The organism is Mesorhizobium sp. M0518 (genome assembly GCF_040321125.1).
Lineage (GTDB): Bacteria > Pseudomonadota > Alphaproteobacteria > Rhizobiales > Rhizobiaceae > Mesorhizobium.
In genome coordinates this window covers 31,872-55,379 of the sequence record NZ_JAMYQY010000020.1, presented here as the reverse complement: position 1 = coordinate 55,379, position 23,508 = coordinate 31,872, and the positions used below count along the sequence as shown (strand labels likewise).

The 23,508-nt window shown below is 62.9% G+C and carries 22 protein-coding genes; 12 read left to right on the top strand and 10 right to left on the bottom strand.

From position 1 onward, the window contains the following. Positions 1 to 10 precede the first annotated feature (10 nt). Entirely contained in the window at positions 11 to 271 is a 261-nt protein-coding gene (locus tag NKI66_RS25200) for a hypothetical protein (RefSeq protein ID WP_081734943.1), read from the bottom strand. A gap of 195 nt (positions 272 to 466) precedes the next feature. On the opposite strand from NKI66_RS25200, the gene NKI66_RS25195 reads away from it, so the two are divergent. The 5 genes from NKI66_RS25195 to NKI66_RS25175 all read left to right on the top strand — a co-directional run bounded on the left by NKI66_RS25195 (position 467) and on the right by NKI66_RS25175 (position 6,825). Then, complete coding sequence (locus NKI66_RS25195; protein ID WP_352753369.1) at positions 467 to 4,090, top strand: hydantoinase B/oxoprolinase family protein; 3,624 nt, start codon at positions 467 to 469, stop codon at positions 4,088 to 4,090. 31 nt (positions 4,091 to 4,121) lie between these two features. Further along, positions 4,122 to 5,420 (top strand): BtaA family protein, encoded by a 1,299-nt coding sequence (locus tag NKI66_RS25190; RefSeq protein WP_128303481.1) that lies wholly within the window; start codon positions 4,122 to 4,124, stop codon positions 5,418 to 5,420. Then, positions 5,417 to 6,100 carry a class I SAM-dependent methyltransferase gene (locus NKI66_RS25185; protein WP_352753367.1) on the top strand — a complete coding sequence of 228 codons (684 nt, stop codon included), beginning with the start codon at positions 5,417 to 5,419 and terminating at the stop codon, positions 6,098 to 6,100. Before NKI66_RS25190 ends, NKI66_RS25185 begins: the two co-directional genes overlap by 4 nt. Before the next feature lie 110 nt (positions 6,101 to 6,210). After that, complete coding sequence (locus NKI66_RS25180; RefSeq protein WP_352442224.1) at positions 6,211 to 6,507, top strand: type II toxin-antitoxin system RelE/ParE family toxin; 297 nt, start codon at positions 6,211 to 6,213, stop codon at positions 6,505 to 6,507. Between the two features lie 9 nt (positions 6,508 to 6,516). After that, positions 6,517 to 6,825, top strand: a complete 309-nt coding sequence (locus NKI66_RS25175) for a HigA family addiction module antitoxin (RefSeq protein ID WP_023813159.1) — start codon at positions 6,517 to 6,519, stop codon at positions 6,823 to 6,825. A 22-nt stretch (positions 6,826 to 6,847) separates the two neighbouring features. Here the strand turns inward: NKI66_RS25175 and NKI66_RS25170 are convergent, their stop codons facing one another. Beyond that, a complete protein-coding gene (locus tag NKI66_RS25170; protein ID WP_352753365.1) occupies positions 6,848 to 8,227 on the bottom strand; it encodes a serine hydrolase domain-containing protein in 1,380 nt (459 codons plus the stop codon). 229 nt (positions 8,228 to 8,456) lie between these two features. Here NKI66_RS25170 and NKI66_RS25165 point away from each other — a divergent pair, with 229 nt between their 5' ends. After that, positions 8,457 to 9,257 carry a glycoside hydrolase family 25 protein gene (locus NKI66_RS25165; protein ID WP_352551767.1) on the top strand — a complete coding sequence of 267 codons (801 nt, stop codon included), beginning with the start codon at positions 8,457 to 8,459 and terminating at the stop codon, positions 9,255 to 9,257. Between the two features lie 123 nt (positions 9,258 to 9,380). Then, positions 9,381 to 10,562 carry a lytic murein transglycosylase gene (locus NKI66_RS25160; RefSeq protein ID WP_352753363.1) on the top strand — a complete coding sequence of 394 codons (1,182 nt, stop codon included), beginning with the start codon at positions 9,381 to 9,383 and terminating at the stop codon, positions 10,560 to 10,562. Positions 10,563 to 10,699: 137 nt separating this feature from the next. Here the strand turns inward: NKI66_RS25160 and NKI66_RS25155 are convergent, their stop codons facing one another. Next, on the bottom strand, positions 10,700 to 11,920 hold the full coding sequence (locus tag NKI66_RS25155) for an alanine racemase (RefSeq protein WP_013530936.1): 1,221 nt from the start codon (positions 11,918 to 11,920) through the stop codon (positions 10,700 to 10,702). A gap of 209 nt (positions 11,921 to 12,129) precedes the next feature. Between NKI66_RS25155 and NKI66_RS25150 the strand changes: the two genes are divergently transcribed. After that, on the top strand, positions 12,130 to 13,047 hold the full coding sequence (locus NKI66_RS25150; RefSeq protein ID WP_352753361.1) for a DMT family transporter: 918 nt from the start codon (positions 12,130 to 12,132) through the stop codon (positions 13,045 to 13,047). A gap of 471 nt (positions 13,048 to 13,518) precedes the next feature. Here NKI66_RS25150 and metF read toward each other — a convergent pair whose 3' ends face one another. Beyond that, complete coding sequence (gene metF, locus NKI66_RS25145) at positions 13,519 to 14,436, bottom strand: methylenetetrahydrofolate reductase [NAD(P)H] (RefSeq protein ID WP_352442219.1); 918 nt, start codon at positions 14,434 to 14,436, stop codon at positions 13,519 to 13,521. Next, a complete protein-coding gene (locus NKI66_RS25140; RefSeq protein ID WP_352442218.1) occupies positions 14,433 to 15,455 on the bottom strand; it encodes an ArsR/SmtB family transcription factor in 1,023 nt (340 codons plus the stop codon). The genes metF and NKI66_RS25140 overlap by 4 nt, the downstream gene beginning before the upstream one ends. A 122-nt stretch (positions 15,456 to 15,577) precedes the next feature. Here NKI66_RS25140 and tsaA point away from each other — a divergent pair, with 122 nt between their 5' ends. Continuing rightward, positions 15,578 to 16,117: a tRNA (N6-threonylcarbamoyladenosine(37)-N6)-methyltransferase TrmO gene (tsaA, locus tag NKI66_RS25135; RefSeq protein WP_352442217.1), complete on the top strand. Its 540-nt coding sequence runs from the start codon at positions 15,578 to 15,580 to the stop codon at positions 16,115 to 16,117. Next, on the top strand, positions 16,114 to 16,428 hold the full coding sequence (locus tag NKI66_RS25130) for a DUF2293 domain-containing protein (RefSeq protein WP_127260329.1): 315 nt from the start codon (positions 16,114 to 16,116) through the stop codon (positions 16,426 to 16,428). The genes tsaA and NKI66_RS25130 overlap by 4 nt, the downstream gene beginning before the upstream one ends. A 6-nt stretch (positions 16,429 to 16,434) precedes the next feature. Here NKI66_RS25130 and NKI66_RS25125 read toward each other — a convergent pair whose 3' ends face one another. Next, positions 16,435 to 16,938, bottom strand: a complete 504-nt coding sequence (locus tag NKI66_RS25125; RefSeq protein WP_352442216.1) for a hypothetical protein — start codon at positions 16,936 to 16,938, stop codon at positions 16,435 to 16,437. 150 nt (positions 16,939 to 17,088) lie between these two features. Between NKI66_RS25125 and NKI66_RS25120 the strand changes: the two genes are divergently transcribed. Further along, positions 17,089 to 18,051, top strand: a complete 963-nt coding sequence (locus NKI66_RS25120; RefSeq protein WP_352442215.1) for a D-amino acid aminotransferase — start codon at positions 17,089 to 17,091, stop codon at positions 18,049 to 18,051. Positions 18,052 to 18,131: 80 nt separating this feature from the next. On the opposite strand, the gene NKI66_RS25115 is transcribed toward NKI66_RS25120, so the two are convergent. Continuing rightward, a complete protein-coding gene (locus NKI66_RS25115; RefSeq protein WP_352442214.1) occupies positions 18,132 to 18,749 on the bottom strand; it encodes an MOSC domain-containing protein in 618 nt (205 codons plus the stop codon). A 197-nt stretch (positions 18,750 to 18,946) separates the two neighbouring features. Here NKI66_RS25115 and NKI66_RS25110 point away from each other — a divergent pair, with 197 nt between their 5' ends. Further along, positions 18,947 to 19,477 (top strand): methyltransferase family protein, encoded by a 531-nt coding sequence (locus NKI66_RS25110; RefSeq protein ID WP_352442213.1) that lies wholly within the window; start codon positions 18,947 to 18,949, stop codon positions 19,475 to 19,477. A gap of 10 nt (positions 19,478 to 19,487) precedes the next feature. On the opposite strand, the gene NKI66_RS25105 is transcribed toward NKI66_RS25110, so the two are convergent. The 3 genes from NKI66_RS25105 to ettA all read right to left on the bottom strand — a co-directional run bounded on the left by NKI66_RS25105 (position 19,488) and on the right by ettA (position 23,258). After that, positions 19,488 to 20,609 carry a beta-ketoacyl-ACP synthase III gene (locus NKI66_RS25105; RefSeq protein WP_023813172.1) on the bottom strand — a complete coding sequence of 374 codons (1,122 nt, stop codon included), beginning with the start codon at positions 20,607 to 20,609 and terminating at the stop codon, positions 19,488 to 19,490. 185 nt (positions 20,610 to 20,794) lie between these two features. Continuing rightward, a complete protein-coding gene (tam, locus tag NKI66_RS25100; protein ID WP_023813173.1) occupies positions 20,795 to 21,562 on the bottom strand; it encodes a trans-aconitate 2-methyltransferase in 768 nt (255 codons plus the stop codon). A gap of 46 nt (positions 21,563 to 21,608) precedes the next feature. Then, positions 21,609 to 23,258 carry an energy-dependent translational throttle protein EttA gene (ettA, locus tag NKI66_RS25095; RefSeq protein ID WP_013530923.1) on the bottom strand — a complete coding sequence of 550 codons (1,650 nt, stop codon included), beginning with the start codon at positions 23,256 to 23,258 and terminating at the stop codon, positions 21,609 to 21,611. Positions 23,259 to 23,508 lie beyond the last annotated feature (250 nt).

Below are 23,508 nucleotides of genomic sequence, written 5' to 3'. Positions count from 1 at the left end.
TGCTTGCTCGCTACTGCGCGGGCGCAGGAGCTGGTGTTGCCGGAGCCGGCTCGGCAGGCTTCTCGGGTGTGATGCTCTTCGTGGTCGAATTATCCGTTGCCGGAGGCGTCGCGGCCGGCGGCGTGGCTTCCGGGGTAGCCGGCTTCATCGGTTCCTCGGCGGCCGGCGGATTGGTGCTCTGGGTGGTGGTATTGTCCGTACCGCTGTCACTGCAGGCGGCGACGCCAAGCAAGGCCAAAGCGGAAACGGACGCGAGAATGAGCTTTTTCATTTTGTCTCTCCTTCAACACACGCTCACGTTGCCGTGAGCGGTCGAAGGACAAATGCGTCAAACGACCATGAGTTTCGTAACGTTGCGTTTCCGCATGTAACATCGTCTGGTCCATTTGCGATTGCCGCTCCGGCCGTGGCGAACTAACAGAATGTGCCGAACCACCGATCGAACGGAAAAGCGCCAGGGGCTGTCATGACCGAAAAATGGGATTTCTGGATCGACCGAGGCGGCACATTCACCGATGTCATCGGCCGAGATCCGGAAGGCGGGCTGCACCCGCGCAAGCTTCTCTCCGAAAACCCCGAAGCCTATAACGATGCCGCCATCCAGGGGATTCGCGACCTTCTTGGCTTGTCGTCCGGAGACACGATCCCAAGCGGCCTGATCGGCGACATCAAGATGGGCACCACGGTCGCCACCAATGCGCTGCTGGAGCGCAAGGGCGACCGCGTGCTTTTGCTCATCACCAAGGGCTTTCGCGACGCGCTGAAGATCGCCTATCAGGCGCGTCCGGACATCTTCGCCAAGGAGATCATCCTTCCCGAACAGCTCTACGAGCGCGTCATCGAAATCAATGAGCGCGTGCGCGCCGATGGCTGCGTCGAACAATTGCTCGACATCGCCGCCTGCCGGCCGGCGATCGAACAGGCCAGGGCCGACGGCATCGATGCGGTCGCCATCGTCTTCATGCACGCCTGGAAATACCCCGACCACGAGAAGGCCGTGGCAAAGGTCTGCCGGACGCTTGGTTTCAGCCAGGTCTCGGTCAGCCATGAGGTCTCGCCACTGATCAAGCTGGTCGGCCGAGGCGACACCACCGTGGTCGACGCCTATCTGTCGCCGATCCTGTCGCGCTATGTGCAAAGGGTGGCGGGAGAGCTGGGCGTGACGCCCGGCCAATCACCTCGCCTCATGTTCATGATGTCGTCGGGCGGTCTCACCGCCGCCGACATGTTCCAGGGCAAGGACGCGCTGCTGTCAGGACCGGCCGGCGGCGTCGTCGGCATGGTCGAGACAGCCAGGCTCGCCGGCTTCGACAAGGTCATCGGATTCGACATGGGCGGCACCTCCACCGATGTCGCCCACTATGACGGCGAATACGAACGCGCCTTCGACACCGAGGTCGCCGGCGTGCGCATCCGCGCGCCGATGATGCGCATCCATACCGTCGCCGCCGGCGGCGGCTCGATTCTGCATTACGAGGCCGGTCGCTTCCGGGCCGGACCGGATTCGGCTGGCGCCAATCCCGGCCCGGCAGCCTACCGGCGCGGCGGCCCGCTCGCCGTCACCGACGCCAACGTCATGCTTGGCAAGCTGCAGCCCGATTTCTTTCCGGCAATATTCGGACCCGGCCAGGACGAACCGCTCGACGTCGAGACGGTGCGAGCAAAATTTGCAGCACTCGCCGCCGAAATCGGCGATGGCCGGTCGCCCGAGACTGTCGCCGAAGGGTTCGTCACCATCGCCGTGGAGAACATGGCCAATGCCATCAAGAAGATCTCTGTCCAGCGCGGGTACGACGTCACCGAGTATCTCCTGAACTGCTTCGGTGGCGCCGGCGGCCAGCACGCTTGCCTGGTCGCCGACGCGCTCGGCATGGAGGCGGTGCTGATCCATCCCTTCTCTGGCCTGCTGTCGGCCTATGGCATCGGCCTGTCCTCGGTCTTTGCCTCGCGCCAGCAGGCGCTGCTGAAACCGCTTGCCGAAGAGTCCAGAACCGAGATCGGCAACCTCATTGCCATCTTGAGAAAAGCCGTCATCGCCGAGCTCGCGGCGCAAGGCATCGGCGAGGATGCGGTCGCCACCAAGCCCGTGCTGCACATTCGCTATGACGGCACCGACACGACACTGCCGGTGAATTTCGAGGCGGATTCGATTTTCCAGGCCAGGCGCGATTTTGAAATCGCCCACAAGGCGCAGTTCGGTTTCGTCTATGACGACAAGCCGATGATCGTCGAGACCGTCGGCGTCGAAGGCACCGACACCGGCGGCACCGGGCGCGACGAAACTGAATCGCGAACCGAAGACCTTGCCGTAAGCCCTTCGCAAACCCGCGAAATCTTCACCGAAGGAGAGTGGCACACTTCACCCATCTTCCGCCGCGAGGCGCTGAAGCCGGGAAACAGGATTGCGGGACCCGCCTTGATTATCGAGCCGAACCAGACAATCGCCATCGAGCCGGGCTGGCAGGCCGAAATCACCGCCAGGAATCATGTGCTTCTGCGCCGCGTCGAGAAAAAGCGCCGGCAGGCAGCGCTCGGCACCGAGGCCGATCCGGTCATGCTGGAGGTCTTCAACAATCTGTTCATGTCGATCGCCGAGCAGATGGGTGTGACGCTGCAGAACACCGCCTATTCGGTCAACATCAAGGAAAGGCTGGATTTCTCCTGCGCCGTCTTCGATCGCACTGGCGCGCTGGTCGCCAATGCGCCGCACATGCCGGTACATCTCGGCTCGATGGACCGCTCGGTCGAAACCGTCATCCGGCTGAATTCCGGCGACATCCACCCCGGCGACGTCTTTGCCCTCAACGCACCCTACAATGGCGGCACGCATCTGCCCGACATCACCGTGGTGACGCCGGTGTTCGACGACGCCCAACGCGAAATCCTGTTCTGGGCAGCCTCTCGCGGCCATCATGCGGATATCGGCGGCACGGCACCCGGCTCGATGACGCCGCTTGCCACCACGGTCGACGAGGAAGGCGTGCTGTTCGACAATTTCCGCATCGTCGATCGTGGAAAATTCCGCGAGAAGGAGCTGGAAACGCTGCTCACCGACCACCGCTACCCGGCCCGCAATCCGCACCAGAACATCGCCGACCTCAAAGCGCAGATCGCCGCCAACGAGAAGGGCGTCGCGGAACTGCGCAAGATGGTCGCGCATTTCGGCCTCGATGTCGTCGAAGCGTATATGGGCCATGTCCAGGACAATGCGGCTGAAAGCGTGCGCCGCGTGCTGGAGCGGCTGCCCGATAGTTCGCAGTACGAATACCCGACCGACACCGGCCAAATCATCAAGGTGAAGATCACGGTCAACCGGCAAAAGCGCGAGGCGACCGTTGACTTGACCGGCACGTCGCCGGTCATGAAGAACAATTTCAACGCGCCCGAACCCGTCGCCCGAGCGGCCGTGCTCTATGCTTTCCGCGTCATGGTCGAGGACATGATCCCGATGAATGCCGGCTGTCTGCGGCCAATCAACATCATCATTCCCGACGGCTGCATGCTGAAACCCGCCTACCCCGCCGCCGTCGTCGCCGGCAATGTGGAGACCTCGCAGCATGTCACCAATGCGCTGTTCGGCGCCATGGGCGCCATGGCCAACGCGCAAGGCACGATGAACAACCTGACCTTCGGCAACAAGACCTACCAATACTACGAGACGATCTGTTCCGGCTCGCCCGCCGGCCAGATGAACTCGGGCCGCGGCTTTGCCGGCACCTCCGGCGTCCACACCCACATGACCAACTCGCGCCTCACCGACCCGGAAGTGCTGGAATTGCGCTTTCCCGTGCTGCTCGAGGATTTCCACATTCGGGAAAACTCCGGCGGCAAGGGCAAATGGAGCGCCGGCGACGGCACCAAACGCACCATCCGCTTCCTCGAAAAGATGGAATGCGCGATCCTCTCCTCGCACCGCAACCGCCCGCCGCAAGGGCTGGACGGAGGCGGCGATGGCGAGGTCGGCTCGACCAAGGTCCGCCGCAAGGACGGCACGATCGACATGCTGAAAGCCTGCGACCAGACCGTGCTGCAGGCCGGCGACGCCGTCATCCTGACGACGCCGACGCCGGGCGGGTTTGGCAAACTGTAAGGAGGCGTCAACAGGCTGTCACCGGCCTGTCATGACCCTGAGCTACCCGCTTGCGGCAAAGCAAATGGGGAATCATCTTGCCATGACGGACGTTTCCGCTGATCTGGTTTTTCGCCGCGGCAAGGAAGTTGGAAAGGCCGTCTACCAGAACCGCCCGCTGTCGAAGGCCGGCATTTCGGAGCGGCTGTTCGCCTTCCTGTTTTCCGGCCTCGTCTATCCGCAGATCTGGGAAGACCCCGATGTCGACATGGAGGCGATGCAGCTTGGCCAGGGCCACCGCGTCGTCACCATCGCCTCCGGCGGCTGCAACATCCTGGCCTACCTCACGCGCTCGCCGGCCCGGGTCGACGCCGTCGACCTCAACACCGCGCACATCGCGCTGAACCGCATGAAGCTGGAGGCGGTGCGCCATTTGCCATCGCAGGGCGACCTGTTCCGCTTCTTCGGCGCCGCCGACACCAGCCACAATTCGAAAGCGTATGACCGTTTCATCGCGCCGCATCTCGATCCGGTCAGCCGTCACTACTGGGAGCGCCGCAACTGGCGCGGCCGCCGTCGCATCACTGTGTTCGACCGCAATTTCTACCAGACCGGCCTGCTCGGCCTGTTCATCGCCATGGGCCACCGCACGGCAAAATTCTTCGGCGTCGACCCTGCCGGCATCATGCAGGCCAAGAACATCGGCGAGCAGCGCCGCTTCTTCAACGAGGAGTTGGCGCCGGTCTTCGACAAGAAGCTTTTGAAATGGGCGACGTCGCGCAAGGCCTCTCTGTTCGGCCTCGGCATTCCGCCGGCGCAGTACGATTCGCTGATCACTTCTGGCGACGGCACCATGGCCAGCGTGCTGAAAGCCCGGCTGGAAAAGCTCGCTTGCGATTTTCCGCTGGAGAACAACTATTTCGCCTGGCAGGCCTTCGCCCGGCGCTATCCGAACCCCGGCGAGGCTGCCCTGCCCGCCTATCTCGAAAAACAGAACTACGAGACCATTCGCGGCAATGTCGACCGCGTCGCCATCCACCATGCCAATCTGATCGAGTTCCTCGCCGGCAAGGACGCAGGCGCGGTCGACCGCTTCGTCCTGCTCGACGCTCAGGACTGGATGACCGATGACCAGCTCAACGCGCTGTGGGCGGAAATCACCCGCACCGCATCGGCCGGCGCCCGCGTGATCTTCCGCACCGCCGCCGAACCCAGCCTGTTGCCGGGCCGAGTCTCCAGCTCGCTGCTCGACCAGTGGGACTATCAGGACCAGGCTTCGCGCGAATTTTTGGCCCGCGACCGCTCGGCCATCTATGGCGGCTTCCACCTCTACGTGAAGCGTGCGGCATGAGCACCAGCGAGTTGCCGGCCAGCCCCGAATTCAAGGCCAACCATGCCGAACTGATGGACCGCGTCTACCGCTGGCAGCGCCATATCTACGACCTGACCCGCAAATACTACCTGCTCGGCCGCGACCTAATGATCTCGGGGCTCGACGTGCCTGTCGGTGGCACCGTGCTGGAGCTCGGCTGCGGCACCGGCCGCAACATCATCCTGGCCGCGCGTCGCTACCCCGACGCCGGCTTCTTCGGCCTCGACATTTCAGCCGAAATGCTGGAGACGGCCAGCGCCGCGATTGCCCGCGAGGGCCTGGTCGATCGTGTCACGCTCGCCCAGGCCGACGCCACGGGATTCGATGCCAAGGCGCTGTTCGGGCGCAACGGCTTCGATCGCGTCTTCGTGTCCTATTCGCTGTCGATGATCCCCGGCTGGGAAAAAACTGTGTCGGCAGCGCTGGCCGCGCTGTTACCGAACGGTTCGCTGCACATCGTCGATTTCGGCCAGCAGGAAGGCCTGCCCGGCTGGTTCCGGACCTTGCTGCGCGGCTGGCTGAAAAAATTCCACGTCGCGCCGCGTGAATCGTTGCGCGAAGTGCTGGAATCGGAATCGCGGCGAACCAGCGCAAGCTTCCGTTTCCGCACGCTTTATCGCGGCTATGCCTGGCTGGCGGTTATCAAGATCACTTCCTGAATATTGCCGTGGGAAAGGCACATAAAGGCGAAGCAGCCACGATCCGTTGGATCAACGTTGCCTTATGACCCCGAGAGCGGTACACTATCTCACATGCATGGAAGCATGTGGTGATCATCGGCTTCAGGGATGAATGGCTGCGGGCCTTCTTCGTGGAAGACACCCATTCTCGCAACATTCCGTCCGATCTCGAAAGCCGTTTGTTCCGCAAGCTCCAGATGATTGACGACGCGATGATCGATCAGGATTTGCGTGTGCCGCCCAGCAATCATTTCGAGAAGCTGCGTGGCATTCTCGAAGGCTTCCATTCAATACGCGTCAACAAGCAATGGCGGCTGATCTTCCGCTGGGACGGCGGCCGCGGTGAGGCGTCGGACATCTATCTCGACGACCACAGCTATAAGTGAGGTGAGAACATGTTGATGACCGCACGCAAGCCAGCAACGGTTGGCGAAATTCTCACGGAAGAATTCATGCAACCGCTTGGCCTTACGCAGGCAGCTTTGGCCGAGGCGATGGGGGTCCAGCGCAAACATGTGAACGAATTGTGCAACGACCGCCGCAACGTGACGGCGGCGACCGCGCTCATTCTGGCACGGGTGTTCGGCAACAGCCCGGATTTCTGGTTGAACGTACAGCGCCGCAGCGATCTTTGGCAGGTCATGAACTCGCCCGACGAGCGGGCGCGGGTTGATCGCGCCAAGCCTTTGGCGACAGCTGCATAGACAAGAGTTACGGCGCGCTAGTCTAATGTAACGCCTTGATTAACGCCGCCACCATCGTCTGCGGCCGGTAGCCGAGCTTGGCCGGCGTTAGCCCCAGCCGCACGACCACCAGTTGTTCCGAGGGAATGATGGCGACCGTCTGCCCGTCATGACCTTCCATCCAGTAGGTGTCCTTGGGCAGGCCTGCGGCGACGCCGGCGCCGGGGTTTTCCTCATCGCCAGGGGCCTCGATCCACAACTGGCCTTTGCCGTAGACTTTCGAGGCAGCTGCCGGCTCCCGCATCCAGTCGACGAAGCCGGCCGGCAGGATCTGGTTGCCGTTCCACACCCCGCTTTGCAGCAGGAACTGGCCGAAGCGCGCCCAGTCATGGGCAGTCGCGTAGAGATAGGATGAGCCGACGAAGGTGCCTTGCTCGTCGGTCTCGAGCACCGCACTGTGCATGCCGAGCGGCTCGAACAGCGCCGTGCGCGGCCACGTCAGCGCCTTGGCCTTGTCGCCGATCGCGTCCTGCCAGAGGCGCGACAGCATCACCGCCGTGCCGCTCGAATAGGAAAACTGTTTGCCGACCTCTGCAGCCAGCGGCTTGGATTCGGCGAAGCCCGCCATGTCAGGTTCGAGATAGAGCATGCGCGTGACGTCGGCGACGTCGCCATAATCCTCGTTGAACTCCAGCCCGCTCGACATCGCCATCATGTCGGCGAGGCGGATGGCAGTGCGGCCGTCCGCCTTCCACGGCGCAAACAGGTTTTTGTCGTCGAAAGCCATCTTGCCGTCCTTGACCAGCGTGCCGACAATGGCGGCGTTCACCGTCTTGGTCATCGACCAGCCGAGCAGCGGCGTCTTGGCGGAAAAGCCATCGCCGTAGCGCTCGCCGACGACGCGGCCATTCTTGACCACCACCACCGCGCGCATGCCGGTGCCGGCCAGCGCCGCATCGTCCAGCAGCTTGGCAATCACCGGATCCTGTGATGCCTCGACGCGCTCGCCTTGCGGCCACAGGTCGCCCATGGTGGCCGCCGACGGCTCCGCTTGGATCGCGGTCCGCCGCGCCTTGCCTACATCGCCGTCCGGAACCGAAGCGCAGCCCAGCCCGTCACGGGCGACGGCGATGCTCTTGCCGAGGAAGCCGAACAGGCCCGCCGACACCGTTCCCCTGTTCTTGTCCACCGAAACCCGCATTAGCCGCAGCAGGGGATGCCCGGGCGCCTGCACGTCGACGGCAAGCACCTCATTGGGATCGCGGCCGGCAATGAAGACGTTCGAACAGACGATCTTGGCCGAGTAGCCCGAGCCGACCCTGATCAACTCCGGCGGCGCGATATAAAGCCAGCCAAAAAGGGCGGCGATCGCCAGAACGATCAGGCCAAGCAGCCATTTGACGATCTTGACCACGATCCGCATTTATTTCCTCCGGGCCCTGCGCGACCCTTATGTCATCGATTTGCCGCCATTGCTTCCGCAAATCACAATGCTTGTCGAGCGCCATCAACGGATTATCAACCATGATCGGCGATCACAGGATATGCTGAGCGATGCTGTGGGGCGATCGCTCGGAGGGGGCCCGATCACAAAACCGGCCATCAGTGTATAGACCCATCAGCGACCGGCTGAATCCGGCTCGGGAATTGCGATGCGCCGTCTTGCGGGCCTCATCATGCTGACGCTGCTTGGCGCCTGCTCGACCGTGGACGATCTCTCGCCGCTGTCGCCGTCCGCGTCGAGCAGCCCGACGGTTGCCGTGCGCGCGCCGCGCTTTGCCGATTCCAAGCCGCATGAATGGGAAAGCGGAGCGCCATGGAACTATGCCGTTCACGGCACCGACGTCTCCAAATACCAGACCTCGGTCGACTGGCCGGCGGCCAAGGCCAGCGGCATCTCCTTCGCCTTCATCAAGGCGACCGAGGGCGGCGATCGCTTCGATGAGTATTTCAACGAGCATTGGACCCGCACGAAAGCTGCCAGCGTTCCGCGAGCCGCCTATCACTTCTACTATTTCTGCACCCCGGCTGCCGTGCAGGCGCGCTGGTTCATCCGCAACGTCCCCGTCGACCGCTCGGCGCTGCCGCCGGTCCTCGACATGGAATGGAACCCGCAATCGCCGACCTGCAGGCTGCGTCCCGACGCTGCCACGGTGCGCGCGGAGATGACCACCTTCCTTGAAATCGTCGAACGGCACTACGGCAAGAAGCCGATCATCTACACCTCGATCGACTTCTTCGACGATAACGAGCTGTCGAGCTTTCGCGGCTATCCCTATTGGCTGCGCTCCGTCGCCGGCCATCCGCGTGAGAAATACGGCAGCCACCCCTTCACCTTCTGGCAATACACGGGAACCGGCATCGTTCCGGGCGTAAGCGGCAAGTCCGACATCAACGTCTTCAACGGCAGTGAAGCCGCCTGGAACAAGTGGCTGCGGCAGAACACCCGTTGACACCGGGCCTGCCGCCTGCTTTTCGACACAGCCAGCGGTGAAAAGTGCAACCGCCAGTAATTCAGGGCGTTGGGCTTCCGGGGAGCACAACAACTGCCCGCTATTCGTTTCGAGAGGAAGCTGATGCGACTGCGTTCCAAAGTCCTCGCGGCTGCGCTGACCCTGTGCGCCACGGCCTTGCCGGCGATGGCGCAGGAATGCGGCGGCGACTTCGAATCCTGGAAGCAGGGCGTCGCTGCGGAAGCCAAGGCGGCTGGCGTAGGTACAGCGGGTCTCGACGCCCTTGGAGCGGCAACCTTCGACGACAAGGTGTTGGCACGCGACCGCGCCCAGGGCGTCTTCACCCAAACCTTTGTCGAGTTTTCCAACCGCATGATCTCGGCCTATCGCCTGAAGCAAGGTGCGGCAAACCTGAAGAAATACGCCGACGTCTTCGCCCGCGCCGACCAGCAGTTCGGCGTCCAGGCGCCGATCATCGCCGCTTTCTGGGCGCTGGAGACCGATTTCGGCGCCGTGCAGGGCGACTTCCACACGCTGAGCGCCCTGGTGACGCTTTCCCATGATTGCCGCCGGCCGCAGCTCTTCCGGCAGCAGCTGGTGCCGCTTCTGGAGCTGATCGATCGCGGCGTGCTGCCGGCCGATGTCAGGGGCGCCTGGGCCGGCGAGATCGGCCAGACGCAGATCCTGCCCTCCGACTATCTGGCACGCGGCGTCGACGGCGACGGCGACGGCAAGATCGACCTGCGCGGCAGCGTGCCCGATGTGATCATGACCACCGCCAACAAAGTGCTGTCGCGCGGCTGGAAACGCGACCAGCCCTGGATCCAGGAAGTCCGCGCGCCCGAAGACATGCCGTGGGACCAGACCGGCCGCACCAACAAGCTGCCGTTGACGCAATGGGCGCAATGGGGCGTCACCAACCCCGACGGCACGCCGCTGATCGACAATGGCCTCAAGGCCGGCCTTGCGCTGCCGATGGGCCGCAAGGGCCCCGCCTTCTTGGCCTATGACAATTTCGACGTCTATCTTGAGTGGAACCAGTCCTTCACCTACGCGCTGACCGCGGCAAATCTCGCCGCCCGGTTGGCGGGGGCAAAACAGTTCGACCCGCGCTATCCCGAGACCGGCCTCAACAACGAGCAGATGAAGGCGCTGCAGACCAAGCTGGAAGCCAGGGGTTACGATGTCGGCACTGTCGACGGCATTTTGGGTACCAACACCCGCGAGGCGATCCGCAAGGAGCAGATGCGCCTCGGCATGGCCGTGGACGGCTGGCCGACACCGGAGCTTTTGGGGAAATTTTAGGGCAGTAGGCAGTAGGCAGTAGGCAGTAGGCAGTAGAAAATTACTCCGAAAGCCGTGCCTGCCACCCCTATTCCCTATTCCCTATTCCCTATTCCCTATTCCCTATTCCCTATTCCCTATTCCCTATTCCCTATTCCCTAATCCGCCATCGTCTCCAAACTGGCAAACCCCTGCGGCGCGTCGCCCTCGTCGAACGGCGTCGTCACCTCGACGAAGGTGTCGGGGTAAAACCCGTTGAATCGGGTCCTCAGCGACAGCGAATAGGCGCCGATATGGCCGATCTCGATCCAGTCGCCGGTATCGACCGTTTCCGGCAGCCAGAATGGCCGCGACAGGATGTCGACGGAATCGCAGGTCGCGCCGCAGACCTTGAACGGCACGATGTTCTTCTCCTCGCCATTACGCGAGCGGATCGCCGGATCGGGAATGAAGCGCGCCGGCAGCGTGATCTTGCCTGTCCATGAATCCGACAGCGACGCCCAGATGCCGTCATTGATGTAGAGCCGCTTGCCCTTGCGCAGCAGCACCCGCACGATCAGCGACAGGCAGCGCGCCACGATCACCCTGCCCGGCTCGGCCACCAGCGGCATCTGGTCGAACTGATACTCTTTCAGATCGCCCGAAAGCCGCGACATGATCTGGCCGAGCGACGGCATCTCGATCTGCTTGCGGTTGGGATCGTGGCCGTATTCGGCGGGGAAACCGCCGCCGACGTCGAGCCCTGCAATATCGAAGGTCAGCCGGTTGCGCACCCAATCGGCGGAAGCCAGCGCCCGCTCATAGGTGTCGGGATCCTCGATCTGACTGCCGACATGGAAACACAGACCAACCTTGTAGCCGGTGCGGTTGAGCCGCTCGGCCAGTTCGACCGCATAGGCCGGCCCGGCGCCGAACTTCTTCGACAATTCGTAGGCGGCATGCCCCTTGGTCTGCACCCGCACGAACACGCTGATCGAGCCCGGATCGATGTCGAGCGCCCGCACCACTCGCGTCAGCTTGGTGATCTCGTCCTCGTGATCCAGCGAAATGACGCGGATGGCGTATTTCTCCAGCGCCAGCTTGATGTCCGACTGCGCCTTGACCGGATGCATGTAGAGCATCTCGGCATCCGGAGAGACCGCGCGCACGGCGGCGAACTCGCCCGGCGAAGCGACGTCGAAAGCCTTGACACCGGCTTCGACCAGGGTCTTCAGCACGATCTGCTCGCCATTGGTCTTGACCGCATAGGCGGTCTTGCCGGGGAACATGCCCATGAACTGCCTGGCATCCGCCATCAGCACTTGCGGGCGGAAGCAATAGACCGGATCGTCCGGACGAAGCGCCAGTGCCGCCTCGCGGGCATTTTCGAATCGCTGCATCGACGAATCCTTGACCTAGCCTGCGCACAATTAATCCAAGCTAGCGGCTAATGAAAACAATTCTGTGTCTCGTGCGGCTGACGCAGCGGCGCTAGGTCTTTGCCAGCAACGTTTGCCAGCGATCAGGTTTCGGGTGGCCCTTGTCACTGGCGCCGATATGGCTTCTGCCTGAGTGACTGGCATTCAGGCAGTCTGGGAGGGCGACTCACATGGCAATGGCCGCGACATCCGCACCACGCGGGCCGATGGTGCTCAAGGATTGGGGGCAACTCCTGCTGCTCGGCGCGATCTGGGGCGGCTCGTTCTTCTTTGCGCGCATCGCGGTGGCGGAACTCCCCCCGCTGGTGCTGGTGCTGTTTCGCGTCGCCATCGCCGCCATTGCGCTGCAGATCTATCTCGGTCTGCGCGGTCCGTCCTTCCGCCTCGCGCTTCCGCATGCAGGCCTGTTCTTCCTGCTGGCGCTCACCAACAATGTCGTGCCTTTCTCGCTGATCTTCGCCGGCCAGACGGAGCTTGGCGCCGGCGTCGCCTCGGTGCTCAACGCGACGACGCCGTTCTGGACGCTGATCCTCGCGAACGCGCTGACATCCGACGAAAAGCTCTCCTGGAACAAGCTCGCCGGCATTGCGCTCGGCATCGCCGGTACGGCCGTCATGATCGGCCCCGGCCTGCTTGCCGGGCTCGGCGGCCCGGTCTGGGCCAAGTTCGCGCTGATCGGTGCTTCGCTGTCCTATGGTATTGCGCTGATGGTCGCCCGCCGCTTCAAGGGCGTGCCCTCACCGGTCATCGCCACCGGACAGTTGACGGCGTCGACCATCATCATGATCCCGATCGTGCTCTTCACCTACGGTCCATCCGGCCTGTTCTCGGCCTCGCCCCCGGTCTGGGCGGCGGTGCTGGCGCTGGCGCTTCTGTCCACCGCCTTCGCCTACATCCTCTATTTCAACCTCGTCGCCTCGGCCGGCGCGACCAACGCCTCGCTGGTCACGCTTGTCGTGCCGGCCAGCGCCATGCTGCTCGGCTTCCTGTTCCTTGGCGAGCGGCTGGAGCTGTTCGAAATCGGCGGCGTGGTGCTGATCGCGCTCGGCCTCGTCACCATTGACGGGCGGTTGTTTGGCCGACGTTAGAGCGCCGCGCGTCCACTGGACGCGCAAAGAATGCTCTAACCGCCTAATTGCCCCCGCATCGCGAAAGCCGAATTCGGCTTTCGCGGGGGTAGCGCTGCCATGACACAGCAGCGACACGAGCGGGCCACATTTTATTCACAGGTCTGAAGCCGGTTTTTGCCTAGGAGTTTCAAAGCCTAACGGCAAAAGACATGTCGCGGATTTCACAATCACGTCGCAATGCAGCACATTTTCCGCTTGCCTGTGGCACAAATGAACCTAGACTCCATGACATAGCTCTTTAAGAGGAGGCTATGTCATGGGACTTACGAGGCCTATCAACGCATTGATGATCTGTGCTGCGTTCGCCTTTATCGGAGCCCTTATTATGGGCTTCCTTCCCTGACCGCCAAAGCGGGGAAGACCAGCACCCAAATAGTCCAACCAATTCAAAAGGCCGGGTTTTTCCCGGCCTTTTGTTTGAACCCGACCTCAAGCCGCGGCTGATCCGGCCGCCGCCGCCTCGTGCGAGCGGATGCCGATCATATGGCAGATGGCAAAGACCAGATCGGCGCGGTTCATGGTGTAGAAGTGGAAATCGCCGACACCGCGCTCGACCAGATCCATCACCTGTTCGGCTGCCACCGCCGACGCCACCAGCGCATGCGTCTGCGGGTCCCGGTCAAGGCCTTCGAAACGCTCCGCCAGCCAGCCGGGCACATGCGCGCCCGCCCTGGCGGAAAAGTTCGCGACCTGCCTGAAACTGTGAACCGGCTGGATTCCCGGCACGATCGGGATGTAGATGCCGGCGCGGCGGACGCGCTCGACATAGCGCTCGTAGAGATCATTGTCGAAGAAGAACTGGGTGATGGCGCGCGTCGCGCCATTGTCGACCTTGCGCTTCAGCATCTCGATGTCGGTGGCGAAATCGGGACTTTGCGGATGCTTTTCCGGATAAGCCGCGACGGAGATGTCGAAGTCCGCGATTGCCTTGAGCCCGGCGACCAGCTCCGCGCCGTTCTCGTAGCCACCGGGATGCGGCCGATACGGTTCGCCGACGCCGGAGGCCGGGTCGCCGCGCAGCGCCACGAACCGGTTGATGCCGATCGACCTGTAATCCTGGATGACCGCGTCGACCTCGTCGCGTGTTGCACCGACGCAGGTCAGATGCGCCGCTGCAGGAATACCGGTTTCCGTCAGGATGCGCTTTACAGTGCGCGCGGTACGCTCCCGCGTCGAGCCGCCGGCGCCGTAGGTCACCGAGACGAATTTCGGCTTCAGCGGCTCCAACTTTGTTACCGTCTCCCACAGCCTCGCTTCCATCTCGTCCGTCTTCGGCGGGAAGAATTCGAAGGAAACCCTGACCTTGTCGCCAATGTCGGGGCGGCGGGAAAAGCGGAACTGGTTCATGCGATTTCCCCTATCGAGTTCGCTTTGGCCTGCCTTGTGTCGTTGGAAGGATCGGCGATCAAGAGGCGCCGGTCGCGGCCAAGCCAGAGTTTTACGGTGAGCCTGGCCTCGTTGCCGCCGCGCGGCTCGAATTCCTGACTGTCTTCAAGATCGAGGCCGGCGTCCGAAAACCAGTCGGCGATCTGCCGGTCGGAAAAACCGAGCCGCATATGCGCGTGCTCCTCGCGCAGGAATTCCAGCGCATGCGGCGCGAAATCGACGATGACCAGGCGTCCGGCCGGACGCAAAAGCCGCGCCGCCTCGTGGATGGCGCGGGCGGGATCGTCGAGATAGTGCAGCACCTGATGGATGGTGACGAGATCGAAGGCATCGCGCTCGACCGGCGGTGCGAAGATGTCGCCCTGCCGAACCTGTGCGTTCGAAACCCCGGCCTTGTCGAGATTGGCGCGCGCCACGGTCAGCATCTCGCGCGACATGTCGATGCCGACACCGCGCCGATAAAGCGGCGAGAAGATTTCAAGCAGCCGCCCGGTGCCGGTGCCGAGATCCAGCATCGACTGGAACGGCCGCTTGCCCACCAGCTTCAACATTGCGGCTTCGACGGCGCGGTCCGGCACATGCAGCGAGCGGATATGGTCCCAGCTTGCCGCATTCACCGAAAAATACGCGACCGCGCGGTCCTGCCGCTTGCGCTTGACCGAGGCCAGACGCTCAAGATCGCGCTCGACCTGCGGATCGGCGCCGCGAATGCCGGAAACCAGTCCCATGACGAAGTCACGCGCTGAATCCGCATCCGACAGACGGAAGAAGGCCCAGGACCCTTCCTGGTAGCGGCCGATCAGCCCGGCCTCCAGCAAGAGCTTCAGGTGACGCGAAACGCGCGGCTGCGACTGGCCGAGAATTTCGGTAAGATCGGAAACCGTGAGGTCGCCGCGCGACAGAAGTGCCAGTATGCGCAATCGGCTGGATTCGGCCGCCGCCTTCAATGTATCAACCATGGTGTCGAGCGAGACATGCATCAGCGTATTCTCTTTGAAAAGATATAAACATATGTTTATGTCGGTTTTCGAAACCTTGCAAGCGCTATGTCGCTTCCGGACCAGAAAATGCCGCTCGTGTGGCGTTTTAAGAGACGCGGGCCATGACTGAAACGCGTGAGATGTTCGAGGCGCGCGAAGGGGAGCAGAGGCTGGAAAACGATCCGGCCCTGATGCCGCCTGATGGCGGCATCGTCTTCATCGGCCGCATTGCCTCGCCGTGGACGACGCGCGAAACCTGCCCGAAGAACATGCGCGTCGCGCGCGAGACCGGACAGAAGGCGGTGCTGACCATCGACGCGCCCTACCGAAGGGGCCTGCAGGGGCTGGAGCGCGCCAGCCACGTCATCATCCTATCCTGGCTGCATCATGCGCCGCGGACTCTGATTGTGCAGAGACCGCGCCATGCCGTTGAAGCGAAAGGTGTATTTGCGCTGCGCTCCCCTGCCCGCCCGAACCCCATCGGGCTGCACATCGCCAGGCTGATTGCCGTCAACATCGAAACCGGCCGCATCGATCTCGACGCCATCGACGTGCTCGACGGCACGCCGGTCATCGACCTAAAACCCTATTTCGCCTCGACCGACGCCATATCAGAGGCGACCATCGAAGGGCGCGACGAGCCCAATGGGATCCGGCGATGACAGCGCCGACCGGCCGCCGCCGCGCCATCGCCAAGGCGCTGACCGCACTTCTGCCGCTGGCGCCCTATGCCGATATGGAGAAGATCCGCACCGACGCCGGCGCGGTTCACATGAAGACCCTGCCGCCGGGCATCGCCGTATGGCTGGCGACCATTGCCCATATCCGCCACATGCACACCGATTACGAAAAACTGCTCAGCGAAGGCTATGACCGCGACTCGGCGCGTTTCTTCGTCATCGAGCAGACCAACATCGTGCTCACCCGCTGGCGCGCAACCCGCCTGCTCGACGCCGACGACGAGGAGGAATGACCACGGCTACTTCCGCTTTAGCACTGCGACCGCATTATAAGGCTGGCCGTCGGCCTGGCCGACCCAAGTCCAGGACAGATTTCCCTTGAAAAACCTGACCGTGATGTTGCCGCCGTCGATGCACTTGTCCTGCCCGTAGGTGATGCTCTCGTGGTATTCCGCCGAAATGTCGTCCCTGGACGTCTGCGACAGGGATCCGCCGCAGCCGAGCGACGGATAGTCGATGGACGCACCCCCATCATTGATCGTCATGGCGATCGCCCAATCAGCTCCGGCATCGCCGGCCGGGCTCTGGTGGCCGCTGCCGAGCCAGGTGCCGCTCAGCGTCGGCACATTCACCGCGCAAGGCACGTTCTGGAAGATCGACGTCAATTCGCTGCCGGTTTTCTCGCAGCGATAGGTCTGGCCGCTCTGGCACAATTCCTCGCCTTCGCGTGGGCACTGGGCGCTGGCTTGGCCCGCGGCGGCGAACATCATCATTGCCGCTGTGACGGCCCCAAACCTGCCCATTTTCCCCTCCCGTTCAGACCCGGAACGATAGGGCAATCGCGATCGAATGTATCGGCCAGATCGTCATGGAGGCCGAACAGCGCCGGGCGGGTGGCTCTATGCCTTCTGCCCAGCGCCGCTAGCCTCTCGCCTGCTTGACAGGAGGCCTCGATGAGCCGGACGATGGCAACACAGGACGAGAAGCAACTGCCCATAGTTGGCGACCGCCATGTCGACCCGCACTCCTACCCCGAGGGCGTCGCTTTCCTCGACGGCCAATATTTGCCGATGTCGCAGGCCAAGATCTCGGTTCTGGACTGGGGCTTTCTGCATTCCGACGCAACCTACGACACCGTGCATGTCTGGAATGGCCGCTTCTTCCGCCTCGATTTGCATCTCGACCGCTTCTTCGGCGGGCTGGAAAAACTGCGCATGACCATTCCCTTCGACCGCAAAGGCGTGGCCGAAATCCTGCACAATTGCGTGGCGCTGTCGGGTCATCGCGCCGCCTATGTCGAGATGCTGTGCACGCGCGGCGCCTCCCCGACTTTCAGCCGCGACCCGCGCCAGGCACTCAACCGCTTCATGGCGTTCGCCGTGCCGTTCGGCTCGGTCGCCAATGCCGAGCAGCTGCATCGCGGCCTGCGTGTCGCCATCAGCGACAAGGTGCGCATTCCGCCGGCCTCGATCGATCCGGCGATCAAGAACTACCACTGGCTCGATCTGGTGCGCGGCCTCTACGATGCCTATGATCGCGGCGCCGAGACTGCGTTGCTTCTGGACTTCAACGGCAATGTCGCCGAAGGCCCGGGCTTCAACGTCTTCTGCGTCAAGGATGGCAAACTGTCGACGCCTTCCATCGGTGTGCTGCCCGGCATCACCCGCCGCACTGTCTTTGATCTGTGCGCCGAAGAAGGTCTTGCAGCCACCGCCACCGATGTCAGCGTTGCCGCATTGCACGAGGCAGACGAGGTTTTCATCACCTCGACCGCAGGCGGCATCATGCCGGTGACGGAGATCGACGGTGTTCGGATCGCCGACGGCAAGGTCGGCGCGATCACCAGCCGGCTGATGGCGCTCTATTGGGAGAAGCACGAGGATCCGGCGTGGTCGAGCCCTGTGAATTATCCCTGATAGTCAGCAAGGTCTCGAGAAAAACCGCAAGGATTGAGGCCACCACTTTTGCTACGCTCCATGGGCAGCGCAGCCTGCCCTCAGGCTTGATAGATCCACTGCTCCGGCACGCGCACCGAGATTTCTTCGCCGGCCATGACCGTTCCCGGCTTCTCGACCCAGGCGACGACGCCGCGCAGCCGTTTCGCGACTTTCGGGAACAACAGCGCGCCGGCTCCGACGTCGGCCAATCCGGCGTTTTCGGCGATCGACCGGCCGGCGATGCGGCACGGGCCGTTCTGTGCGTCGACCTTGATGGTGACGCCGCCCTTGAAGAACAGCAGCGTGCCGGCCGGCAGCATGGAGAGGTTCGGCACCCCTTCGATCACAAGATTGGCGCCGATCCACTCCGGCCTGATCTCGGCCAGGCCCATGCGTTCGGCGACAACCGCCAGCTCGTCCGCCGCCACGACGGACAATTGCCGTTCGTTGCGTATTTCCGTGCCGCGCGGATACCAGGGCTCGCGCCCGCCCGAGCGCCGTGTCGGTCCGGCATGGAAATCGCCTGAAATGCCGTCGAAACCCAGCCGCAATTCGTCCACCGGGCGGGTCTGAAAATGATCCGCCGGCGCCACGTAAAGCGCTGCCGCCCTGGCGGCAAGCTTTCGCGCGGGGATGATTTCAACCGGCTTTTCAGCCTCGGGGAAGAGATCCGACATGGCGTTCTTTCCAATCGTCATTCGACGAGTTAGCCGGGCGGGCTCCGAGGCGTCCAGTCGAAAGTGCTGATCGTCCGATCAACAGCACCGATAGGATCGCGATCACGCTTTTCTTACCTTTCATCGATTTCGCGCCGCATTGCCGCCGCGCGGTGCCGGTTTCATGGTTACGTCCAGACAGTTTGCGGAGGCTGATCATGCGACCTGTGACGGCAATCACGTTGCTTTGGTTGATCTGGGCAGGAATCTGGGCCGTCGCCGCCCTGTGGTCCGACCCTGCCCAGAAGCGCGCCGGGTTCAGGGCGGAGGCCCGCTATCGGGGTCTATGGCTGGCCGGCGCGGTGCTGCTGTTCATTCCGGCGCACGGCTATGAAGGCCGGCTCAGGCTGTGGATGCCTGATCTCTCCGAAGCCTGGATCTGTGTCGCCCTGATCGCCATCGGCATCGCCTTTGCCTGGTGGGCGCGCCTGCATCTCGGCAGGCTGTGGTCGGGCGCCATCACCGCCAAGGCCGGGCATCGGGTCATCAATACCGGCCCGTATGGCGTTGTCCGGCATCCGATCTACACCGGATTGCTGCCTGGCGATCCTCGCCACCATGGCGGCCAAGGGCACCCTCTGGGGCATAGCCGGAACCGCCCTGCTCATCATCGGCATCGTGACCAAGGCAAGACTGGAAGAAAGCTTCCTACGCGGCGAGTTGGGCAGTGCCCGTTCGCACCAGCTTGACCAGACAAGCTTAAAGCATCCGCAACAGCGCACCACCTATCGAATACCCCGCGCCAAAGGCGCAGATCAGGCCGAAATCGCCGGGCTTCATGTCGGCGTGGTTCTCCGACAGCGCGACGATGGCGCCGGCGCCCGCCGTGTTGCCCAGCCGCTCCAGCACCATCGGCGCGCGGTCGTGGTCGACTTCGTGGCCGAACGACAGTTTCAGGATCATCGCATTCATGCGCGCATTGGCCTGATGCAGCCAGAAGCGCCTGATCGCCTGCGGCGTCAGCCCGTGCTCGGCGAGGAATTCGACGATGAATTTTTGCCCGGCGACGGTGACTTCCTTGAACACCTTGTTGCCGACCTGCTTGATCAGATTGCCTTCCAGGTTGATCATGTAAGGATCTTCCTGGGCGGTGCGGGTGTGATAGCCCAGATTGGTGCGGATGTTGTTCGACATCTGCGTCCAGACGCGCGTGTCGAGCACCTCGAAGCGCCCCGGCCGCTTGTCGCCCTTGGCCAGGCCTTCGACCACCATCGACACCGAAGCGTCGCCGAAGATGAAATGCGTCTGCCGGTCGCGGAAATTGAGATGCCCGGTGATGATCTCCGGCGTCGTCACCAGGATGCGTTTGTGCGCGCCCGACCGCACCAGGTTGACGGCGACGTGCAAGGCGGCCGCGGCCGAGGAACAGCCAAGCCCCATGTCGAAGCCGGCGCCCTTGGTGCCCAACGCCTCCTGCATTTCGATGGCGATCGCCGGATAGGGCCGCTGGTGATGCGAGGCCGAGCAGATCACCAGGTCGATATCCGACGGCTGCAGCCCGGCGTGGTCGAGCGCCTTCTTCGCCGAGGCGATGCCGAACTCCGCCTCCAGCGACAGCGCGTCGTCGGGCCGCGCCGGAATGCGCGGCGCCATCCGGGTCGGATCGAGAATGCCCTCGCGCTCGATGACATGGCGGGTGCGCACGCCCGAGGCGTGGACGATGAAGTCGCTGTCCGATTTCGGCAGCGGCGGCTCGCCAGTATCCTGGCGGCGCGCATTTTCCGTGTCGACCCAGGCATTGAAGCTGGCGACCAGTTCTTCATTGGTGATTGTGGGTTCGGGGATTTCAACGCCGATGCCGCTGATGATGACGCGATGCATGTCCAGTCCGTCCCATCCGCAGGCGCTGCGGCTTCATGTGGGCGCCGGAATGCTCCGGCGCAACAGTTTTCTCACCGAGGCGGTTTACGCCGGCTTAAACCAAAGATCTGGGCCGACTTAAGCCGATCCTTGACATGGCCACAGGCAAAGCCAAGCGGCCCTAAGACGCCGCGCAACACGGATAATCAAGCTCGTTTTGCGACAATGAAAATGCGCGGAAAGCGCAAGAGCACCTTGCCATCAGCCGTCTTCGGATAGGCCTTGGCGATCTTGGCCGTGTAACATTCGAGGAACAGCGTCCGCTCATCGGCACCCAGCGGATCGAGGAACGGTTTCAGGCCCGTCGACTTCACCCATTCGACGATCGCCTGCGCATCGGCAAGCGGGTGGTTGTAGATGGTGTGCCAGATATCCAGCCGATCGCTGAGCGGCGACAGAAGATCATAATAGAACGACACCGGCGGCAACGGCCCGCGTGCCGCGCCCTTGAGCTTTTCGGCAAACGGCATTTCGGCGGCGGTTTCACGCATCAGGCGGTGCGAGTCCTCGCCCATATTGTCGGGCATCTGGATGGCCAGCGCGCCGCCTGGCGCAAGAAAACCCATCAGCCGCTGGAACACAGCGGGATGCTCGGGCAGCCACTGGAACACCGCATTGGCGAAGATCACGTCGACCGGCTCCGCCGGCTGCCATTTGGAGGCATCGGCCAGATCAAAGGTGACCTCGGGCAGACGCGCCCTCGCCTTCTCGATCATGTCGGGCGAAGTGTCGAAGCCGCTCACCTGCGCATCCGGCCAGCGCTCGACGAGCAGCTCGGTCGAGTTGCCCGGCCCGCAGCCGATGTCGACGACCCGGCGCGGGAAGTCCACCGGCACCTGTGCCACCAGGTCTCGCGCGGGCCGCGTGCGCTCGTCCTCGAATTTCAGATATTGGGCGGCGGACCAATCAGCCATGTGAACTCCTCACGTCTTCTTGAGAATTCGCCGCCCGGAAAACCCCTTACCGCGTCAGCCTCTTGTAGGTCATGCGGTGCGGGTTGACGGCATCCGGCCCGAGGCGGCGGATCTTGTCCTGCTCGTAATCCTCGAAATTGCCCTCGAACCATTCGACATGGCTGTCGCCCTCGAAGGCGAGGATGTGCGTCGCCAGGCGATCGAGGAACATGCGATCGTGCGAGATGATGACGGCGCAGCCGCCGAAGTTTTCCAGCGCGTCTTCGAGTGCCGCCAGCGTTTCGGTGTCGAGATCGTTGGTCGGTTCGTCGAGCAGCAGCACATTGCCGCCGGTCTTCAGCATCTTGGCCAGATGCACGCGGTTGCGCTGGCCGCCGGACAGATTGCCGACCTTCTGCTGCTGGTCGCCGCCACGGAAGTTGAACGACGCGCAATAGGCACGCGTGTTGGCCTCGAATTTGCCGAGCTTGACCACTTCTGCGCCGCCGGAAATCTCTTCCCATACCGTCTTTGACGGATCGAGCGCATCGCGGCTCTGGTCGACATAGCCGAGCTTCACCGTTTCGCCGACGCGCACTGAGCCCGCATCCGGCTTTTCCTGGCCGGTGATCATGCGAAACAGCGTCGTCTTGCCGGCGCCGTTCGGGCCGATGACGCCGACGATGCCGCCGGGCGGCAGCTTGAATTCCAGGCCGTCGATCAAAAGCGTGTCGCCAAAGCCCTTCGACAGGCCTTCCGCCTCGATCACCACATTGCCGAGCCGCTCGCCATGCGGGATGACGATCTGCGTATCGCTCGGACGCCGCTTGTCGGCTGCATCCAAAAGATCCTGGAACGCCTGGATACGCGCCTTGGACTTCGTCTGGCGGGCCTTCGGGCTCGACTGGATCCATTCGCGCTCGCGGCCGATGGCGCGCTGGCGGGCATCGTCCTCGCGGCCTTCCTGCTTGAGCCGCTTGGCCTTGGCTTCGAGGTATTTGGTGTAGTTGCCCTCATAGGGAATGCCGCGGCCGCGATCGAGTTCGAGGATCCAGCCGGTGACGTTGTCGAGGAAGTAGCGATCGTGGGTGATGATCATCACGGCGCCCGGATAGGCACGCAAATGCTTTTCCAGCCACGCCGTGGTTTCGGCGTCGAGATGGTTGGTCGGTTCGTCGAGCAGCAAAAGGTCGGGCTGGCGCAGCAAGAGTTGGCAAAGCGCGACGCGGCGCCGCTCGCCGCCCGAAAGCTTGGTGACTTCCGAATCCTTGGGCGGGCAGCCCAGCGCTTCCATCGCCATCTCGACCTGCTGTTCGAGATCCCACAGGTTGAGCCGGTCCATCTCGTCCTGAAGCTTGGCCGACTCGTCGGCCGTCTCGTCGGAGTAGTTCATCATCAATTCGTTATAGCGTTCGATGATCGCGGTCTTGGCGGCGACGCCTTCCATGATGTTTTCGAACACGGTCTTGTCCGGATCGAGCGCCGGCTCCTGCGCCAGGTAGCCGACGGTTGCGCCTTCGGCCAGCCAGGCTTCGCCGTTCCACTCCTTGTCGAGCCCGGCCATGATCTTGAGGATCGTCGACTTGCCCGAACCGTTGGGGCCGAGGATGCCGATCTTGGCGTCGGGATAGAAGGAGAGATGGACATTCTCGAGCACCTTCTTGGTGCCATAGGCCTTGTTGAGGCCGGCCATGTGATAGATGAACTGGCGTGCCACGCGCGCTTTCCCTGAAAAAAACTGACTGGCCCAGAAAACTGACTGGATCTGTCGAATTGAGTGGAGGTTGGCCGCTATGTAGGCGATGCGGCGGCGAACGGCAATCGCTTTTGCCATATCTGCCCGGTCACACGCGGAAGTGTCCGCCAACCGCCGAAGTTTTCCACCAGCACGAAGCGTGCTGAAATCTCCGGTTAACTCTTCGGCGTCAAAACAGGATCGGAGTGGAATCGCTCGCTATTCGCGATTT

Bases quoted from the DNA above. Each gene is read 5' to 3' on its own strand.
- NKI66_RS25200 (WP_081734943.1), bottom strand. From the start codon at position 271: ATGAAAAAGCTCATTCTCGCGTCCGTTTCCGCTTTGGCCTTGCTTGGC.
- NKI66_RS25195 (WP_352753369.1), top strand. From the start codon at position 467: ATGACCGAAAAATGGGATTTCTGGATCGACCGAGGCGGCACATTCACC.
- NKI66_RS25190 (WP_128303481.1), top strand. From the start codon at position 4,122: ATGACCCTGAGCTACCCGCTTGCGGCAAAGCAAATGGGGAATCATCTT.
- NKI66_RS25185 (WP_352753367.1), top strand. From the start codon at position 5,417: ATGAGCACCAGCGAGTTGCCGGCCAGCCCCGAATTCAAGGCCAACCAT.
- NKI66_RS25175 (WP_023813159.1), top strand. From the start codon at position 6,517: ATGTTGATGACCGCACGCAAGCCAGCAACGGTTGGCGAAATTCTCACG.
- NKI66_RS25170 (WP_352753365.1), bottom strand. From the start codon at position 8,227: ATGCGGATCGTGGTCAAGATCGTCAAATGGCTGCTTGGCCTGATCGTT.
- NKI66_RS25165 (WP_352551767.1), top strand. From the start codon at position 8,457: ATGCGCCGTCTTGCGGGCCTCATCATGCTGACGCTGCTTGGCGCCTGC.
- NKI66_RS25160 (WP_352753363.1), top strand. From the start codon at position 9,381: ATGCGACTGCGTTCCAAAGTCCTCGCGGCTGCGCTGACCCTGTGCGCC.
- NKI66_RS25155 (WP_013530936.1), bottom strand. From the start codon at position 11,920: ATGCAGCGATTCGAAAATGCCCGCGAGGCGGCACTGGCGCTTCGTCCG.
- NKI66_RS25150 (WP_352753361.1), top strand. From the start codon at position 12,130: ATGGCAATGGCCGCGACATCCGCACCACGCGGGCCGATGGTGCTCAAG.
- metF (WP_352442219.1), bottom strand. From the start codon at position 14,436: ATGAACCAGTTCCGCTTTTCCCGCCGCCCCGACATTGGCGACAAGGTC.
- NKI66_RS25140 (WP_352442218.1), bottom strand. From the start codon at position 15,455: ATGCATGTCTCGCTCGACACCATGGTTGATACATTGAAGGCGGCGGCC.
- tsaA (WP_352442217.1), top strand. From the start codon at position 15,578: ATGACTGAAACGCGTGAGATGTTCGAGGCGCGCGAAGGGGAGCAGAGG.
- NKI66_RS25130 (WP_127260329.1), top strand. From the start codon at position 16,114: ATGACAGCGCCGACCGGCCGCCGCCGCGCCATCGCCAAGGCGCTGACC.
- NKI66_RS25125 (WP_352442216.1), bottom strand. From the start codon at position 16,938: ATGGGCAGGTTTGGGGCCGTCACAGCGGCAATGATGATGTTCGCCGCC.
- NKI66_RS25120 (WP_352442215.1), top strand. From the start codon at position 17,089: ATGAGCCGGACGATGGCAACACAGGACGAGAAGCAACTGCCCATAGTT.
- NKI66_RS25115 (WP_352442214.1), bottom strand. From the start codon at position 18,749: ATGTCGGATCTCTTCCCCGAGGCTGAAAAGCCGGTTGAAATCATCCCC.
- NKI66_RS25110 (WP_352442213.1), top strand. From the start codon at position 18,947: ATGCGACCTGTGACGGCAATCACGTTGCTTTGGTTGATCTGGGCAGGA.
- NKI66_RS25105 (WP_023813172.1), bottom strand. From the start codon at position 20,609: ATGCATCGCGTCATCATCAGCGGCATCGGCGTTGAAATCCCCGAACCC.
- tam (WP_023813173.1), bottom strand. From the start codon at position 21,562: ATGGCTGATTGGTCCGCCGCCCAATATCTGAAATTCGAGGACGAGCGC.